Raw genomic sequence first — 14,279 nt, 5'->3', positions numbered from 1 at the left:
GCCACGAGTCCCTGGCGGCCGGACGTCGACAGCACACGAAGGCGCCTCTCCCCGGGAGGCGCCTTCGTCGTGTCAACGGCGGGATTCGGGACGATGCCGGGGTCGCGCGCTCGCGGCCGATCGCGCTGGTCGCCGCGCACGCGCGGGCACCGTGGAGTAGCGTCAGCGTCATGGTGAGGTTCCTGGTGAACGCGCTGATCTTCCTTGGTTCCGCCGCCCTGGGGCTGTGGATCACGTCGCTCGTGCTCGACGGCTTCACGATCGACTTCGTGGCGCTGGCGACCGCCACCGTCATCTTTGCGATCGCGCAGAGCCTTCTCGCGCCCTTCGTGTTCAAGATGACGCGCAAGTATGCGAACGCGTTCATCGGCGGCGTGGGCCTGGTGTCGACCTTCGTTGCGCTGCTCATCACCACGCTGATCGTCGATGGGTTGTCGATCGACGGGTCTCCACGTGGGTGCTCGCGACGATCCTGGTGTGGCTCATCACCGCCGCCGCGACCCTGGTGCTGCCGCTGATCTTCCTGCGCAACCAGGTGAATAGGCGTCGCGACTGAGCGCGCGAGCCCGGGACCTTGGGCCCTCGCGCCTGATACCCCCACGGGTATAGTAGTGTCGAGGAGGGGGCTCAACGTCGAGCCCTCTTTCATCGACAGAGAAGGTGATCGGCATGGCCCGCGTGGTTGTCCTGGGTGCCGGAGTGTCCGGCCACACCGCAGCGCTCTACCTGCGCAAGCTCCTGCCCAAGGAGCATGAGGTGGTGGTGGTCAACCCCAAGCCCACCTACAACTGGATTCCCTCGAACATCTGGGTGGGAGTGGGCAAGATGTCCCACGAGGACGTGGTGTTCGACCTCGCCCCCATTTACGCCAAGAAGGGCGTGACGTTCGTCCAGGCCAAGGCCTTTGCGCTGTGGCCCGACGGCGACGCCGACGATGCGCGCCCCGCGGTGGAGGTAGAACACACGTCGCCTGGCCGCGAGGGCGAGATCGAGAGGCTGCGCTACGACTACGTCGTCAACGCGACCGGCCCCAAGCTGAATTTCGGCGCGACGCCGGGCCTTGGCCCCGACGGCGGCCACACCCTGTCGGTGTGCACGCCCGATCACGCGACCGAGGCATCGTCCCGTCTCGAGGAACTCAAGGGGATCCTCAGGACGCGCAAGCAGACGGTCGTGATCGGGGTCGGGCACGGCACGTGCACGTGCGAGGGGGCGGCGTTCGAGTACACGTTCAACGTCGAGCACGAGCTGCGGGAGGCGGGCGTGCGCGACAACGCGGACATCGTCTACCTCACCAACGAGAACGAGCTTGGCGACTTCGGCGTGGGCGGGATGCAGTTCGAGCAGAACGGCTTCCGGACCACCTCGCAGTTGTGGACCGAGTCGTTGTTCCGCGAGCGCGGGGTGCGCGCCATCACGGGCGCGGCCGTGACCTCGATCGAGCCGGGCGTCATCCACTACGACCAACTCGACGGCTCGCACCGCGACCTCGGCTTCGACTTCGCGATGCTGTTGCCGCCGTTCAAGGGCAACGACTGGAAGGCCTACGACCGCGCGGGTGCGGACATCACCTCGACGATCTTCGCCCCCTCGGGCTTCCTCAAGGTCGACGCGGACTACACGCCCCGGCCCTACGAGGAGTGGAGCGCCAAGGACTGGCCGCGCACGTATCAGAACCCGACCTACCGGAACGTGTTCGCGGTGGGCATCGCATTCGCGCCGCCCCACCAGATCTCGAAGCCGCGCGCGACTCCCGACGGGCTGGCGGTCGCGCCGTCGCCCCCGCGCACCGGCATGCCCTCCGGAACCATGGGCAAGGTGGTCGCCAAGTCGATCGCGGACATGATCCTCCGCGGCGCCCCCGAGCCCACGCACGGCGCGTCGATGTCGGAGATGGCGGCCGCGTGCGTGGCGTCGGCGGGACACGGGATGCGCTCGGGCACGGCGGCGTCGATGACCATGAGCCCCGTGGTGCCCGACTGGGAGAAGTACCCCGAGACCGGTCGCGACCTGCGCGCCACGCGCGGGGAGATCGGGCTCGCGGGTCACTGGGTCAAGCGCATGCTCCACACCCTGTTCATCTACAAGGCGAAGGCCCGTCCGGGCTGGACCTGGATCCCGGAGTAGGAGGCGGCCATGGACAACATCGATCAGCGCACCACGGACGAGCGCCTCGCGCAGGCGCCGCTGCCCACCGCGAGGGAGCTGCGCAGGCGGCGCAACGTGGTGGTGCAGTTCGCGCGGTTCGTCGGGACCTCATGGACCATGTGGAGGCTCGCGCAGAAGCACCACTGACGAGCGCGGGGCTATTCGGGGAGTGAGGCGGGAGGGTCGGCGGGGCAGGACTCGCCGAGCGGCGCCGGGTCCGCCGCGCAGGCGATCTCCGGATCGGCCGCGCACGGGGTGCCCGCGAGGCTTGCGGTGATCGCGAGCCGACGGTTGGGGTCGAGCCTGCCCAGGATCTTCAGCGTGAGCTCCGCGAGGGCGTCGACGTCCGCGTCCGTGAGGTCCGCGAGAATCATCTCCCGCACGGCGTCGGCGTGGAGGGGGAGCGTGTCGCGGTAGAGCGTCGCGCCGGACTCGGTGAGGACGGCGTTGAAGGCGCGCCCGTCCTCCGCGCACGGGGTGCGCGTGACGAGGCCCTTTCGTTCGAGGCTCGTGACCACGCGCGACAGGCGGGGCAGCGTCGCGTTGGTGCGCGATGCGAGCGCGCTGAGGCGCATGCGGGTGTCCGGCGCCTCGTGGAGCGCCTCGAGGAGCGAGTACTCGAATGCGGTGATGCCCGCCCCGGCGAGCCGATGATCGAGCGCGGTCGGGAGCAGCTCGAGCAGCGCGTGCAGGCGCGCGACCGCGACCCGTTCGGGGTGGGTCAGGGGGCGGTGGGAGCGGCGGCGCGCATCTCCTCATCGTACGCGGAGGTTTTATCTACAACCAACGGGCGGGCGCCGGGACGATGCCCGGGCCGGGTCAGTCGGGGTGAATGACCTGGATGCCGCGCTCGGCGAAGGCCTCGGCGAACTCCTCGGGCGGTGCGACCTCGGTCACGATGTAGGTGGCCGCCTCGAGCGGCGCGAACTGGGCGAAGAGCTTGCGCCCGAACTTGGTGGAGTCGATAAGCACCGCGACCTCCTCGGAGCGGTCCATCATCTCGCGCATCATCTGCGCCTCGGCGATGTTCGACGTCGAGTATCCGCCGGACACCGTGAGTCCGCCCACCGAGATGAGAGCGAGGTCGCCGTTGACCTCGACGCCCGCGCTGCCGTTGGGGGCGAACGTCACGGGCCCGATGGTCGCCTGCGCGCTCGGGCGCACCGTGCCTCCGAAGAGGTAGAGGCTGCGGTAGACGGTCGGGCTGATCTCGCTCGGCAACAGCAGGTTGTTGGTCGCGACCGTGAGGTCCGAGCGCTCGCGCAGGTGGCGCGCGAGTGCGAGCGTGGTCGTGCCGCCGTTGATGATTCCGCGCGGCGGCGCTCTCGATCCGGCCGGTGAGGGCTGGATCGGGCGGTTCGGCGGCGGCGCGCTCGACACGTGCGGCCTCGACAACATCGGCCCCGCGCGGGACGGACGGGGCCTGCACGGCTCGCACCACCTCACCCCCGCCGAGGACGTCGCGATCACCCGCACCCCCGAGGGCGACGTCGAGGTGAGCGGAGTGGTCGACTCGTCCCGCGTGTTCGGGCGCCGCGTGACGCTGCGCAGGCGAATCCGGATCGCGCTGGGCCGGCCCGAGGTGCTGGTCGAAGACGTGATCGTCAACGAGGGTCCCGCCCCCGCGGACGTCGCGGTGCTCAATCACGTCAACTTCGGGGTGCCGGTCGTGGTGCCGGGCACCACGGTGTCGCTCGCGGCGCTCGGACGGACGCCGCGGGACGCCGCGGCCGAGGCCGTGCCGTGGGAGGTGTTCCCCTATCCGGTCGACCACACGACCGAGTCGGTGTGGGAGCACACCGGGCTCGCGGTCGACGGCCAGGGCCGCGCGCGGGCGGTCGTGCGGACCCCCGCCGCGGTGAGTGAGGCGACGCTGGGGGCGCCGCTCGAGGCAGCCGTGTCCTGGCGCGCCGAGGACCTGCCGCGGTGCGTGCAGTGGATCTACCCGACGCGTGGCGGCTGGGCGCTCGGCATCGAACCCACGAACGCTCCGCTGTTTGGCACGGATCGCTCCGGTCCCCACGCGGGGGCGCCGGTGCTCGAGCCGGGGAGACCCGCACGGCCGGGGTGACGCTCACCCTCGGGTGAGGGCGCGCTACTCGCCCAACTGCTCGAGGAGCGAGAGCTGCTCCTCACGGCGCTCATCGAGCACCGCCCCCAGGCGCTCGGTGTCCGCGGCCGTCCAGCCCTCGGGGTCCGTGACCGCCGCCCATGCGGCGAGGTTGCCGCTCGCGGTGTACATGTGGCCGAAGCCCTCGGGAACCGCACCCGCACCCGGCATGTCGAGCAGCAACTGCCAGCCCGTGATGATCGGGAACCAGTTCATCTGCGGGGACACGTCGGGCGCACGCGTGCCCTGGAGATACTCGGGCTCGCGATAGAAGGCGGTGGGGGTGAAGAACACCACGGGATCGGATCCGTGCTGGTAGTAGACCACTCGCGTGTCCCCCCAGGTGGCACCGGGCTGGTCGAGGATGTTCTCCTCGCCCGTGAAGCGCACGGTGCGGCCGTCGCTCACGACCGGCATCCACGCGGGCGATCCCTCGTCGCGCGAGCGCTCGAGCTCATTGTGGAGGTAGTTGACGAACGGCGGACCCGACATGAACGCGCCGTCGATCGGCTCGTTGATGATGTCGATGCTCGACAGCACGGACTCGACGCCGAAGGACCCCAGCGAGAGTCCGTAGAGGTAGAGCTCGGGACGCGAGTCCTCGGGGAGCTCCTGCCAGTAGTCGTGGATGATGCGGAAGCTCACCTGCGAGGTCTGGCGTACCGCAGCCTGGTCGGCGAGGAGAGAGATCCAGCTGGGCAGGTAGGAGTACTGCAGGCCGGCGATCGCCGTGTCGCCGTGGTGGAGGAACTCGAGGGAGTCGACCGCATTGGGCTCGAGGAAGCCGGTGCCGGTCGTGGTCCCCAGCACGAGCACCCGGCGGTCGAAGGCCCCCATGCGGACGAGCTCGTCGAGGAGGAGCTGCGCGCGCTCCTCGAGGGTGTCGGCCGACTTGAGGCCCACGTAGGCGCGGATGGGCTCGAGGGCGCCGTCGCCGCCGTAGCTCTCGAGTTCCTCGACGGTGGGGCCGGAGGAGACGAAGCTGCGGCCCTGGCGACCCAGCTCCCCCACGCGACCGCGGACTCGGGCCCGCCCGACCGCAACTCGGACGTCACCTGCTCGACGCCGGCGTGGTCCTCCCCGTCGCGCACCGAGAACACCGCGTTGGCGCCAGCGAAGAAGCCGCGCACGAGCAGGCCGGAGACCAGCAGCCACAGGAGCAGCAGCATGCCGGCTACCGCGAGGGCCACGGCTAGGCGGCGGGGCAGCCAGCGGTCGAGCAGGTTCTCCGCCCAGCGGAACGCGGCACGCAGCGAGCGGGAGACCGCGAGCACCAGCGCCGCGACGAGGGCACCGACCCCGATCACAACCGGCCACGCCGTGGGGTCGAGCTCCTCCATGCCGAAGGTCCGGCGAATCTCGTTCTGCCATCCCACCCAGCGCCACACGGACAGCGACAGGCTGAGCCCGATGATCCCTAGCAGCGTCCACGCGACGATGCTCCGCGCGCGGCCCTGCAGGTTGGGCACGTGGAGGTAGTTCCACACCGCGTGACCGCCCGCGCCGAGCCCGTAGCCGACCATGAAGGACACGCCCGACGCGACGCCCTGCACCACGGGGATGCGCGGCAGCAGCGAGGGCTCGAGGGAGACGGCGATGAAGAAGGCGCCCAGGACCAGTCCGACAGCGGAGAAGCTGGGCTCGAAGATGCCCGGTGGGCGGCGATAGCCCGGGCGGGCCTCGCGGCGGGCCTGGCGCGAGCCGGCGATGGTGCGTGCCCTGCGGTCGCTCGGCTTGTGCTGTGCCGGCCTGTCGGCGGACTCTGTCGCGCGCGTGGCGGTACCCGTCATGAGCGTCACCCCTCTTCCCCCTGGACTGTAGCGGAGGAGGGGGTGCGCGGACGCGCCGTTGCGCATCGTCCCCCGCGGGTGAATGTAAGCGCTGGCACTGCAACTATTCGATAACTTTGGGCCCTTGGGCCCGGATCTTCGCTAGCGTCGGAGGGTGCGGACACAATGGCGTGTCCGCACCTCTCTTTGCCCCGCGGCAATTTCGTGACGGCCGCGTTGCGTTTATCGCGCCGGGGACCGTAGAGTGCGGGGGTGTCGTCACGTCTCCTCACCGCGCCCCGCCGTTTCGCCGCCGTCGTCGCCGCCGCACTGATCACGCTGTCCGCGGGGATCGTTCCTGCTGCGGCCGCCGATTCGACCCCCGCCTCGGGCCTCGTGTGGGGCGTCAAGCAGAGCTTCCGCGACTACGTGGTGGGCCCCAAAGCGCGCGGACAGATCTCCGTGAGCGCGCCGGCCGTCGAGGTCGAGGGCGGCTTCGGCTTCGCCGCCGCCGGTGGGGACGATGCCGCCGCGGAGTTTGCCGGCGCGGTCACCTTCACGGGACACGAGGGCGTGCTCGACCTCACCTTCGCCGATCCCGTCGTGAGGATCGCTGGGGAGGCCGCCGCGACGCTGACCGTGGTGGTCAACGGCGTCGCCACGGACGTCGCGACCCTGGACCTGGCGGGCGCGGCGTACGCGGAGGCCGATGGCGCCGCGACGTACACGGGAGCGCCCGTGAGCCTGACGCAGGCCGGATCGGACGCGCTCGAGGGCTTCTATCCGGCGGGCACCGCGATGGACCCCGCGACGTTCACGATCGCGCTCGCCGAGGACGGCGGGTCGGAGCCCGAGCCGTCGCCCGAGCCGTCGGGGTCGCCCTCGCCGGCCCCGACGCCGACGCCCGGGGTCACGGGAGAACTGAACTGGGGCGTCAAGGAGTCCTTCGTCTCGTACGTCGAGGGTCCCATCGCGCACGGCGCGATCGAGGTCGCCGGAGGCGCGACGCGCGAAGGCGACACGTTTACGTTTGCCGCCACGGCATCGGCGCTGGGAGAGGACCTCACCGGCACCGCCAGCTACGGCGGTGCGGTGCGCTTCACGGGGCACGCGGGGGAGCTCGATGCGACGTTCGACGCGCCGCGTGTCGAGGTGATCGACGGCTCGACCGGGTACCTGTCCGTCGAGGTGGACGGCGAGCGACTCGTGATGGCGCGCCTGGACCTGGCGGCCGCCGCACGCACGCAGGACGCCGACACCGTGACCTGGGCCGGAGTGCCGGCGACGCTCACGGTCGATGGCACCGCGGTGTTCGCGTACCAGGGCAGCGGCTTCTATGCGGCGGGAACGGTGCTCGCGCCCGTGACCTTCACCGCGGCCGTCGTCGACGGCGACGGTGGGTCCGGAGGCGACGGCGGCGGCGACGGTGGGTCGGGCGGCGATGGTGGAGGTGATGGTGGCTCCGGAGGCGACGGGGGCGGGACGGGTGGCGGCACGCCGTCCCAGCCCGCTCCGAAGCCCACTCCCAGCGCGCCCGCCCACGGCTCCACGGATCTCGCGGTGGGTCGCCTGGAGTGGGGCGTCAAGCAGGCGTTCCGGTCCTACGTGACGGGACCCATCGCCCGCGGCAGCATTACCGTGTCGTCCGGAGCGGCGTACAGCGACGGCCGGTTCGTCTTCCTTCAGGACGGCGGCAACGCGAACCCGGTCTCGGGCACGGGCACCGCGCGCTACGACGGGGCGGTCCGGTTCGTCGGCCACGGCGGGATCCTCGACGTCACGATGGCCAACCCGCGCGTGACGCTTGAGGGCGCCGGCCGCGCCTCGCTCGTGATGACCGTCAACGGCACGTCGACGGCGATCGCGACCGTCGACGTGGCCGCGGGAACGCGCAGCACGCGAGGCGGCGCGGTGACCATCAGCGGCGCCCCCGCGACGCTGACCTCCGCGGGCGCGAGGGTCTTCTCCTACAACGGCAGCGGCTTCTACCCGGCGGGCGCCGTGATGGATGCCGTGACGGTGACCTTCGGTGCCGCGGCCACCGCGGCCGAGCGGCCCACCGCCTCGGCGCAGGTGGCGACGGCCGGGTCGGCGTCCGCGACCGAGGACGCAACGCCCGAGGCGGGCGAGTTCGAGGAGCTCGCTGTCGACGCCGCGACGCTTGAGCTGCTTCAGCGCGGAGGGCTCGTGACCCTCGACGTCGAGGGCTTCGAGTCGGGCGAGGAGGTCAGCGTGGTGCTGTACTCCGATCCTGTCGTGCTCGCGACGCTCGAGGCGGACGCGCGTGGCGCCGTGTCCTGGACCGGGGCGATTCCCGCCTCGTACTCGGGCGCGCACGACCTCGTCTTCGTGGGCGCGTCCTCGGGGGCGCGCTACGGCATCGCTCTCGACATCCCGGAGCGTGCGGCGCAGCCGGGCATGTGTCTCGCCTCCGGCGGTGAGATCGAGTGGGCGTTCAAGGACTCCTTCCTCGCGTACATCGACTCGTCGATCGCGAATGGAACGTGGGAGGTCGCCGGCGGTGTGGAGGATCTGGGCTACACGTTCGTGTGGCCGGTGACCGGCGGCGCGGTGGACCCCGAGCTCGCGGTCGGGACCGTGACTGCCGGCGGCTCCGTGCGCTTCACGGGGCACGGGGGAGTGCTCGACACGACGCTCGCGAACCCCACGCTCGAGTTCTCGGCGGACGGTGACTACGTCCTCGCGGACCTGGTGACTACGACTCAGGAGGGTGCCGAGGTCTCGGTGACCCAGGTACGGCTGGGCGAGCTCGATCTCGCGGCCGGATCCGTGACGGGCGAGGGTTCCACGGTGACGCTCGAGGAGGTGCCGGTAGTGCTGACCGCCGCGGGTTCCGCGGACTTTGGTACCTATGGCGAGGGTGAGGAGCTCGCACCGCTCAGCGCGACCGTGTCCTCCGACGACGGCTGCATCCTCGCGCTCGCGGGCGCCGAGGTCGCGCCGGAGCCGGTGTCATCGCCATCCGCCGAGCCGCTCGCGACGAGCGACACGGTCATTGACGCGGCCGCCGAGCCGACGTCGACCACCCCAGCCGCGGTGTGGTGGGCCGTGGCGGCCGCCGCGGTGCTCGCCGCCGCTGGCGGAGGCTACGTGGTGGGGCGCCGGCGCGCGTAGCGGGTCAGATGTGCGGGTGGCGACCCGCTCTCAGGTGGACGCTCGGCCGCTTCGCGCAGCGCCTGGTGCGATTTCGAGGCCGAGATCGGGTTGAGCGCATCAGATCTGCAGGTGGCGACCCGCTCCGGCCTGGGTGAATCGCACCACGCTATGCGCGAAGCTCGAAACAGCCTCGGAAATCGCAAAATCCTCTGCACTAAGCGGCGGGGTGGGGTGCGCGGGGTGGGGTGCGCGGGGTGGGGTGCGCGGGGGTGCGCGGGGTGCGGCGCGTGGAGTGGGTCGCCTGGTGGGCGTGGGTGCGAGTCAGTCCCTGCCGCGCTTGGGCACCACGAGCGGGGCGCCCTCGGGGCCCTCGACCACGTGCACGGCGATGCCGTAGACGTCCTCGACCAGCTCGGGCGTCACGACCTCAGCGGGCGAGCCGTGAGCGACCAGCCGCGCGCGGGACATCACCGCGATCGAGTCCGCATGGGCCGCAGCAAGAGCGAGGTCGTGCACCACGACCACCACCGCGCGGCCCGCGTCCGCGAGCGCGCGCGCCGTCGTCATGACGTCCTCCTGGTGGCGCAGGTCGAGCGCCGCGGTGGGCTCGTCGAGCATCACCACCGGCGTGTCCTGGGCGAGCACCCTGGCCAGCGACACACGCGCCTTCTCTCCGCCGGACAGCGAGGGGAACACGCGGTCGCGCAGGTGCGCCACGTCCATCGCGGCCAGCGCGGCGTCGACGTGGCGGGCATCGTCCTCGTCGGTCGAGGTCGCCGCCCACGGGTGGCGCCCCATCTTGACCACCTCGTGGACGCGGAAGGAGAAGGCCATCGCGTTCGCCTGCGTGAGCACCGCGCGGCGCCTCGCCAGGTCGGGCGCGCGCCACGCGCGCAGCGGGCGGCCGTCCAGATCGATCGACCCGCGCGACGGCGTGAGGTCGCCCGAGAGCAGTCCCAGGAGCGTCGACTTGCCCGCGCCGTTAGGGCCCAGCAGCGCGAGGAGGTGGCCGTAGGGGGCGGTCAGCGTGACGTCGTCCACGAGGATGGCGCCGCCCGGCGCCGCGTAGGACACGGACCGGGCCTCGAGCGCGGTCATGCCCACCCTCCCTGGCTCGAGCGCGCGCGACGCAGCAGGTAGAAGAAGAACGGTCCGCCGATCAGCGAGGTGAGCATGCCGATCGGCAGGTCGGCGCCCGTGACGAGCGTCCGCGCGGCGATGTCCGCGACGCACAGCAGCACGCCGCCGCCGAGTGCCGAGGCGACCAGCAGCCCGCGGTGGCTCGGCCCCAGCAACAGGCGCATGAGGTGCGGGACCACGAGGCCCACGAACGCGATGATCCCGGCGAACGCGACCGCGCCCGCGGTCAGCACCGCGATCACGACGATCGACAGCGCGCGCAGCCGCTCGACCCTGACGCCCAGGTGCCCCGCCGTGCGCTCGCCCAGGGCGAGCAGGTCGAACTGTCGCGCCCACCCGAGCAGCGCCGCGAGACCGGCGAGCGTGAGGACCGCGACCAGCGCGACCTCGGTCCACCGCGCGCCGTTGAGCGATCCGAGCTGCCAGAACACGATCTGCTCGCGCGCGGAGGTATTCGAGGAGAACACGGCGAAGGCGAGCCCCGCGCCGGCGAACGCCTGCACGGCGATTCCGGTGAGGAGCAGGGTGACCACCTCGGTGCGGCCGTTCGCACGTGCCATGACGTAGACGAGGATCGTGGTGAGCACCCCGCCGACGAAGGCCGCGGCGGCGGTCCCGAGGACGCCCACGGTCGCGCCGGTGACGATCACCGTCGCGGCACCGAGAGCGGCACCGGAAGAGACGCCGACCACGCCGGGCTCGGCGAGGGGGTTGCCGAACACGGCCTGCATGGCCGCGCCGCCGAGCGCGAGCGCGGTGCCCACGAGGATGCTCATCGCGACGCGAGGAAAGCGGATCTGCCACAGCGCCTGCGCGGTGATGTCGTCCGCCGGAGCCCACGCTGTGTCGATCCCGGCGCCCGCGAGCAGCGTGCCCACGACATCGGTCAAGGTCACGCCCAACTGGCCTACCGCGGCCGAGACCAGCGCGGATGCCACCAGCGCGACCGCGAGCACGAGGAACGTGACCCAGTGCGGGGTGCCGCCCAGCCACGCGCGCAGGCGGCCGGTCGCGCGCACGGACGTCACGAGGACGCGGCCGCGGCGCCCGAGTCCATGGGCGCGTAGACGGCCACCGCGAGGGCCTCGAGGATGTCCGCGGAGCGCGGGCCGAAGGACAGCACCAGGGAGTCGTCCATGTCCACGAAGCGGCGGTTCTGGCCCGCGGTCGTGAGCGCGACGGCGGGCTTGGACGCGAGCAGCCCGTCGACGCCGCCCACCGACTCAAGCCCCGACGACATCACGAAGATCACGTCCGGATCCATCGCGATCATCGCCTCGTCCGTCATGGGCTGCTCGCCCTTGATTCCCGCCTCGGAGCCCGCGTCGACTCCGCCGAGCGCCTCGAACAGGTGGTCCGCCCCCGAGTCCTCGCCGAAGAGGTAGTAGACGTCGGCGCTGCCGCGCAGGTACACGAACGCCATGCGCAGCGGCGTCGCCGGCGCGATCGCCGCGATGGCCGCCGCGGTGTCCTCGACGTCAGCGAGGATGCTCTGCGCGAGCGTCTCCCCGGCATCGTCCACTCCGAGGGCGGCGGCGACGTCGCGCGCGAGCTGAGCGGCGCCGTTGAAGCTCGCCTGGTTGTCGAGGAAGACCACGGTGATGCCCGCGTCGGCGAGTTGCGTGACCGCGCGGCGTGGGCCGATCGACCCGTCCGTAAGGACCAGCGTGGGCTCGAGAGCGAGGATGGCCTCGACGTTGACGCTGTGCGACGCGCCGGTCACCACCGGGACGTCCTCGGTGCCGGGGAAGTCCGCGGCGATGTCGCGCCCGACGAGCGATGCGCCCAGCCCGAGCCCCCACACGGTGCCCGCGATCGAGCCCGAGATGTCCATCGCGACCACGCGGTCGACCGAGGTCACGGTGACCTCCTGATCGCCGTCGGGCGCGTGCGAGGTCACGGTCGCGGGCAAGTCGGGCGTGGGATCCGCGACCGGGGTGATGGTTGCCGCACTCAGCACCGCGGTGGAAGGTCCCTGGTAGGAGGCGGGATCCTCGAGAGGGACGATGCCCTCGAGGGGGCGGCGTCCGGCGAGGGGGCGGTCGTTCCCGACCCGGCGAGCGAGGACGGCGCCTGCGTTCCGGCAGACTGCGAGGCGGCGGGTCCCGCACACCCGGCGGCGCCCGCGACGAGGAGGGCCGCGGCCGCGAGGGCCGCGAGGGTGCGACGCATCAGACGGCCGCCCCCACGGACTCGCCGAGGGCGTCGAAGATGGCGCCGTTGAAGCGGAATGCGGCGAGGGACTCCGCGACGAACACGTCCTCCTGCTCGGGAGTGAAGTCGAGGGCGTCGAGCGAGGCCCGGTACTCGTTCTTGAAGCGCGGCCCCGACTCGAGCGCGTCGAAGCGGTAGAAGGCGAGCTGGTCGGGGGTTGCGCCGTAGTGACGCGCCATCAGCGCGCCGATCGCCTGGCCGCCCGAGAGGTCGCCCAGGTAGCGCGTGTAGTGGTGCGCGAGATAGCGCGCCACGTCCGCCGCGGGGATGGACTCGAGGTGCGACACGTAGGCCTCGGTGGCGGGCAGGGGAGCGTGGTTGTCCCAGTCGCTCGCGCCGAGGCGGCTGAGGTCGCTCGCGATCGCGGGGAAGCGGTCGAGCCGGGTGTCGTTGATGAAGGCCGGATCGCCGGGCTGCGGAATGCGCGACTCGAGGGCGCGGTAGACGTGCGCGTACTGGATGAGGTAGCGCGTGTACGTGGCCAGATCGAACTCGCCGTCCATGAGTCGCGTGATGAAGCCGCGGGTCTCGGCGGCCTTGTGCTCGAGCGCGGTGGCCTCACGAATACGGGCGGAGAGCGGGGAGGGCTCGGTCATGGGCGAGAGTCTAGCCACATTTCGTGACGGTGTGGTTGCGTAATTATTTCGGAGGCGAGGGCACGGTGCACTACGCCTCCCGCAGCAGCGGTTGCGTCATGCAGTGGGCGCCCCCGCGGCCGCGGCCCAGCTCCGCGCCCACGATCTCAAGCACCTCGACGCCCGCGGCGCGCAGTTCCTCGTTGGTGTGGGTGTTGCGGTCGTAGGCGACCACCACTCCCGGCTCAAGCGCGAGCAGATTGTTGCCCGAGTCCCACTGCTGGCGCTCCGAGGCGTAGCGGTCGCCGCCCGTCGCGATCACTCGCATGTCGACGCCCAGCGCGTCCGCGACCACGTCGACAAACGGCCGCTCCTCGCGCCGCACGTCGAGGAACACGGGGGCGGGGGCCTCGCGGATCGTGAACGTCTCGATCTCGTCGATGATCCCTGGAAAGACCGTGCAGAGGTCGCGATCGGCCATGGTGAAGACCGTGTCCAGGTGCATCGCGGAGCGCAGCCGCGGCATCTTGGCGACGATCACGCGGTCCGCGCCCTCGCGGATGAACAGCTCCATGGCGAGCTGCGTGATCGCCTGCCGGCTCGAGCGCTCGGACATCCCGATGACGACAGTGCCGCCGCCGATCGGCATGACGTCCCCGCCCTCGAGCGTCGCGAGTCCGTTGGGCAGCTCGGGGTCGCCCCACCACACGTTGACCGCGTCGCCGAAGTCGGGGTGGAAGGCGTAGACGGCCTTCATCAGCAGGGTCTCGGCGTGGCGCGCCTGCCAGTACAGGGGGTTGAGGGTGACGCCTCCGTACACCCACGACGTCGTGTCGCGCGTGAAGAGCGTGTTGGGCAGCGGCGGGAGCAGGTAGTCCCGCATGCCGGACTCCTCGCGCACCAGGAGGAATCCCGGCGGCGAGATCTCGTGAGGCAGGTCGTGCGTCGACAGCCCGCCGATCAGGTGCCGCGCAAGCTCGAGCGAGTCCATCTGGTCGAGGTAGGCGCGAATGTCCGCGGCCAGGCCCAGCCCCACCTCCGCGGGAGTGATCTTGCGATCGAGAAGCCACGCGCGAGCGTGGGGAGAGCGAGGACCTCCGCGAGAAGCGAGTGCAGTTCGAGCACCTCGATGCCGCGCTCCCTCATGAGCGACACGAATCCGGCATGGTCCCGCTGGGCGTTCTCGACCCACATGACGTCGTCGAA

12 protein-coding genes and 2 pseudogenes are annotated in these 14,279 nt (G+C 71.5%); 5 read left to right on the top strand and 9 right to left on the bottom strand.

Going from position 1 to position 14,279, the window contains the following annotated elements:
* Positions 1-170 precede the first annotated feature (170 nt).
* The 3 genes from QUE44_RS06665 (at position 171) to QUE44_RS06655 (ending at position 2,295) form a co-directional block, all read left to right on the top strand.
* Entirely contained in the window at positions 171-518 is a 348-nt protein-coding gene (locus tag QUE44_RS06665) for a phage holin family protein (protein WP_286216591.1), read from the top strand.
* A gap of 151 nt (positions 519-669) precedes the next feature.
* A complete protein-coding gene (locus tag QUE44_RS06660) occupies positions 670-2,127 on the top strand; it encodes an NAD(P)/FAD-dependent oxidoreductase (RefSeq protein WP_286216590.1) in 1,458 nt (485 codons plus the stop codon).
* Positions 2,128-2,136: 9 nt separating this feature from the next.
* Complete coding sequence (locus QUE44_RS06655) at positions 2,137-2,295, top strand: hypothetical protein (protein WP_286216589.1); 159 nt, start codon at positions 2,137-2,139, stop codon at positions 2,293-2,295.
* A gap of 11 nt (positions 2,296-2,306) precedes the next feature.
* Here QUE44_RS06655 and QUE44_RS06650 read toward each other — a convergent pair whose 3' ends face one another.
* On the bottom strand, positions 2,307-2,723 hold the full coding sequence (locus QUE44_RS06650; RefSeq protein WP_433997189.1) for a MarR family winged helix-turn-helix transcriptional regulator: 417 nt from the start codon (positions 2,721-2,723) through the stop codon (positions 2,307-2,309).
* Positions 2,724-2,967: 244 nt separating this feature from the next.
* Positions 2,968-3,414 (bottom strand): DeoR/GlpR family DNA-binding transcription regulator, encoded by a 447-nt coding sequence (locus tag QUE44_RS06645; RefSeq protein ID WP_286216701.1) that lies wholly within the window; start codon positions 3,412-3,414, stop codon positions 2,968-2,970.
* On the opposite strand from QUE44_RS06645, the gene QUE44_RS06640 reads away from it, so the two are divergent.
* Positions 3,392-4,219: a DUF4432 family protein gene (locus tag QUE44_RS06640; protein ID WP_286216588.1), complete on the top strand. Its 828-nt coding sequence runs from the start codon at positions 3,392-3,394 to the stop codon at positions 4,217-4,219. The two genes, QUE44_RS06645 and QUE44_RS06640, sit on opposite strands and share 23 nt — an antisense overlap.
* A gap of 24 nt (positions 4,220-4,243) precedes the next feature.
* Here the strand turns inward: QUE44_RS06640 and QUE44_RS06635 are convergent, their stop codons facing one another.
* Both QUE44_RS06635 and QUE44_RS14055 read right to left on the bottom strand, forming a co-directional pair.
* Complete coding sequence (locus QUE44_RS06635) at positions 4,244-5,269, bottom strand: alpha/beta-hydrolase family protein (protein ID WP_286216587.1); 1,026 nt, start codon at positions 5,267-5,269, stop codon at positions 4,244-4,246.
* 50 nt (positions 5,270-5,319) lie between these two features.
* Positions 5,320-5,781: pseudogene (locus tag QUE44_RS14055) on the bottom strand (alpha/beta-hydrolase N-terminal domain-containing protein); the annotation flags it as partial.
* Positions 5,782-6,300: 519 nt separating this feature from the next.
* On the opposite strand from QUE44_RS14055, the gene QUE44_RS06630 reads away from it, so the two are divergent.
* Entirely contained in the window at positions 6,301-9,162 is a 2,862-nt protein-coding gene (locus QUE44_RS06630; RefSeq protein WP_286216586.1) for an HtaA domain-containing protein, read from the top strand.
* A 303-nt stretch (positions 9,163-9,465) separates the two neighbouring features.
* Here QUE44_RS06630 and QUE44_RS06625 read toward each other — a convergent pair whose 3' ends face one another.
* From QUE44_RS06625 to QUE44_RS06605, 5 genes and pseudogenes are all read right to left on the bottom strand, one after another.
* Positions 9,466-10,242, bottom strand: a complete 777-nt coding sequence (locus tag QUE44_RS06625; RefSeq protein ID WP_286216585.1) for a heme ABC transporter ATP-binding protein — start codon at positions 10,240-10,242, stop codon at positions 9,466-9,468.
* Positions 10,239-11,303, bottom strand: coding sequence for a FecCD family ABC transporter permease (locus QUE44_RS06620; protein WP_425558025.1), 1,065 nt, complete (start codon positions 11,301-11,303; stop codon positions 10,239-10,241). Before QUE44_RS06620 ends, QUE44_RS06625 begins: the two co-directional genes overlap by 4 nt.
* Before the next feature lie 5 nt (positions 11,304-11,308).
* A complete protein-coding gene (locus QUE44_RS06615; protein ID WP_286216584.1) occupies positions 11,309-12,244 on the bottom strand; it encodes a heme/hemin ABC transporter substrate-binding protein in 936 nt (311 codons plus the stop codon).
* A 211-nt stretch (positions 12,245-12,455) separates the two neighbouring features.
* Positions 12,456-13,094 carry a biliverdin-producing heme oxygenase gene (locus QUE44_RS06610; protein WP_286216583.1) on the bottom strand — a complete coding sequence of 213 codons (639 nt, stop codon included), beginning with the start codon at positions 13,092-13,094 and terminating at the stop codon, positions 12,456-12,458.
* A gap of 70 nt (positions 13,095-13,164) precedes the next feature.
* Positions 13,165-14,267, bottom strand: a pseudogene (locus QUE44_RS06605) (arginine deiminase).
* Positions 14,268-14,279: the final 12 nt, after the last annotated feature.

The sequence above is a fragment of the Demequina sediminis genome (genome assembly GCF_030296675.1).
Classification (GTDB): Bacteria; Actinomycetota; Actinomycetes; order Actinomycetales; family Demequinaceae; genus Demequina; species Demequina sediminis.
This window is presented reverse-complemented; position numbering and strand designations above follow the sequence as displayed.

Coding starts and splice junctions, on each gene's coding strand:
- QUE44_RS06665 (WP_286216591.1), top strand. CDS start 171: ATGGTGAGGTTCCTGGTGAACGCGCTGATCTTCCTTGGTTCCGCCGCC.
- QUE44_RS06610 (WP_286216583.1), bottom strand. CDS start 13,094: ATGACCGAGCCCTCCCCGCTCTCCGCCCGTATTCGTGAGGCCACCGCG.
- QUE44_RS06625 (WP_286216585.1), bottom strand. CDS start 10,242: ATGACCGCGCTCGAGGCCCGGTCCGTGTCCTACGCGGCGCCGGGCGGC.
- QUE44_RS06650 (WP_433997189.1), bottom strand. CDS start 2,723: ATGCGCCTCAGCGCGCTCGCATCGCGCACCAACGCGACGCTGCCCCGC.
- QUE44_RS06660 (WP_286216590.1), top strand. CDS start 670: ATGGCCCGCGTGGTTGTCCTGGGTGCCGGAGTGTCCGGCCACACCGCA.
- QUE44_RS06655 (WP_286216589.1), top strand. CDS start 2,137: ATGGACAACATCGATCAGCGCACCACGGACGAGCGCCTCGCGCAGGCG.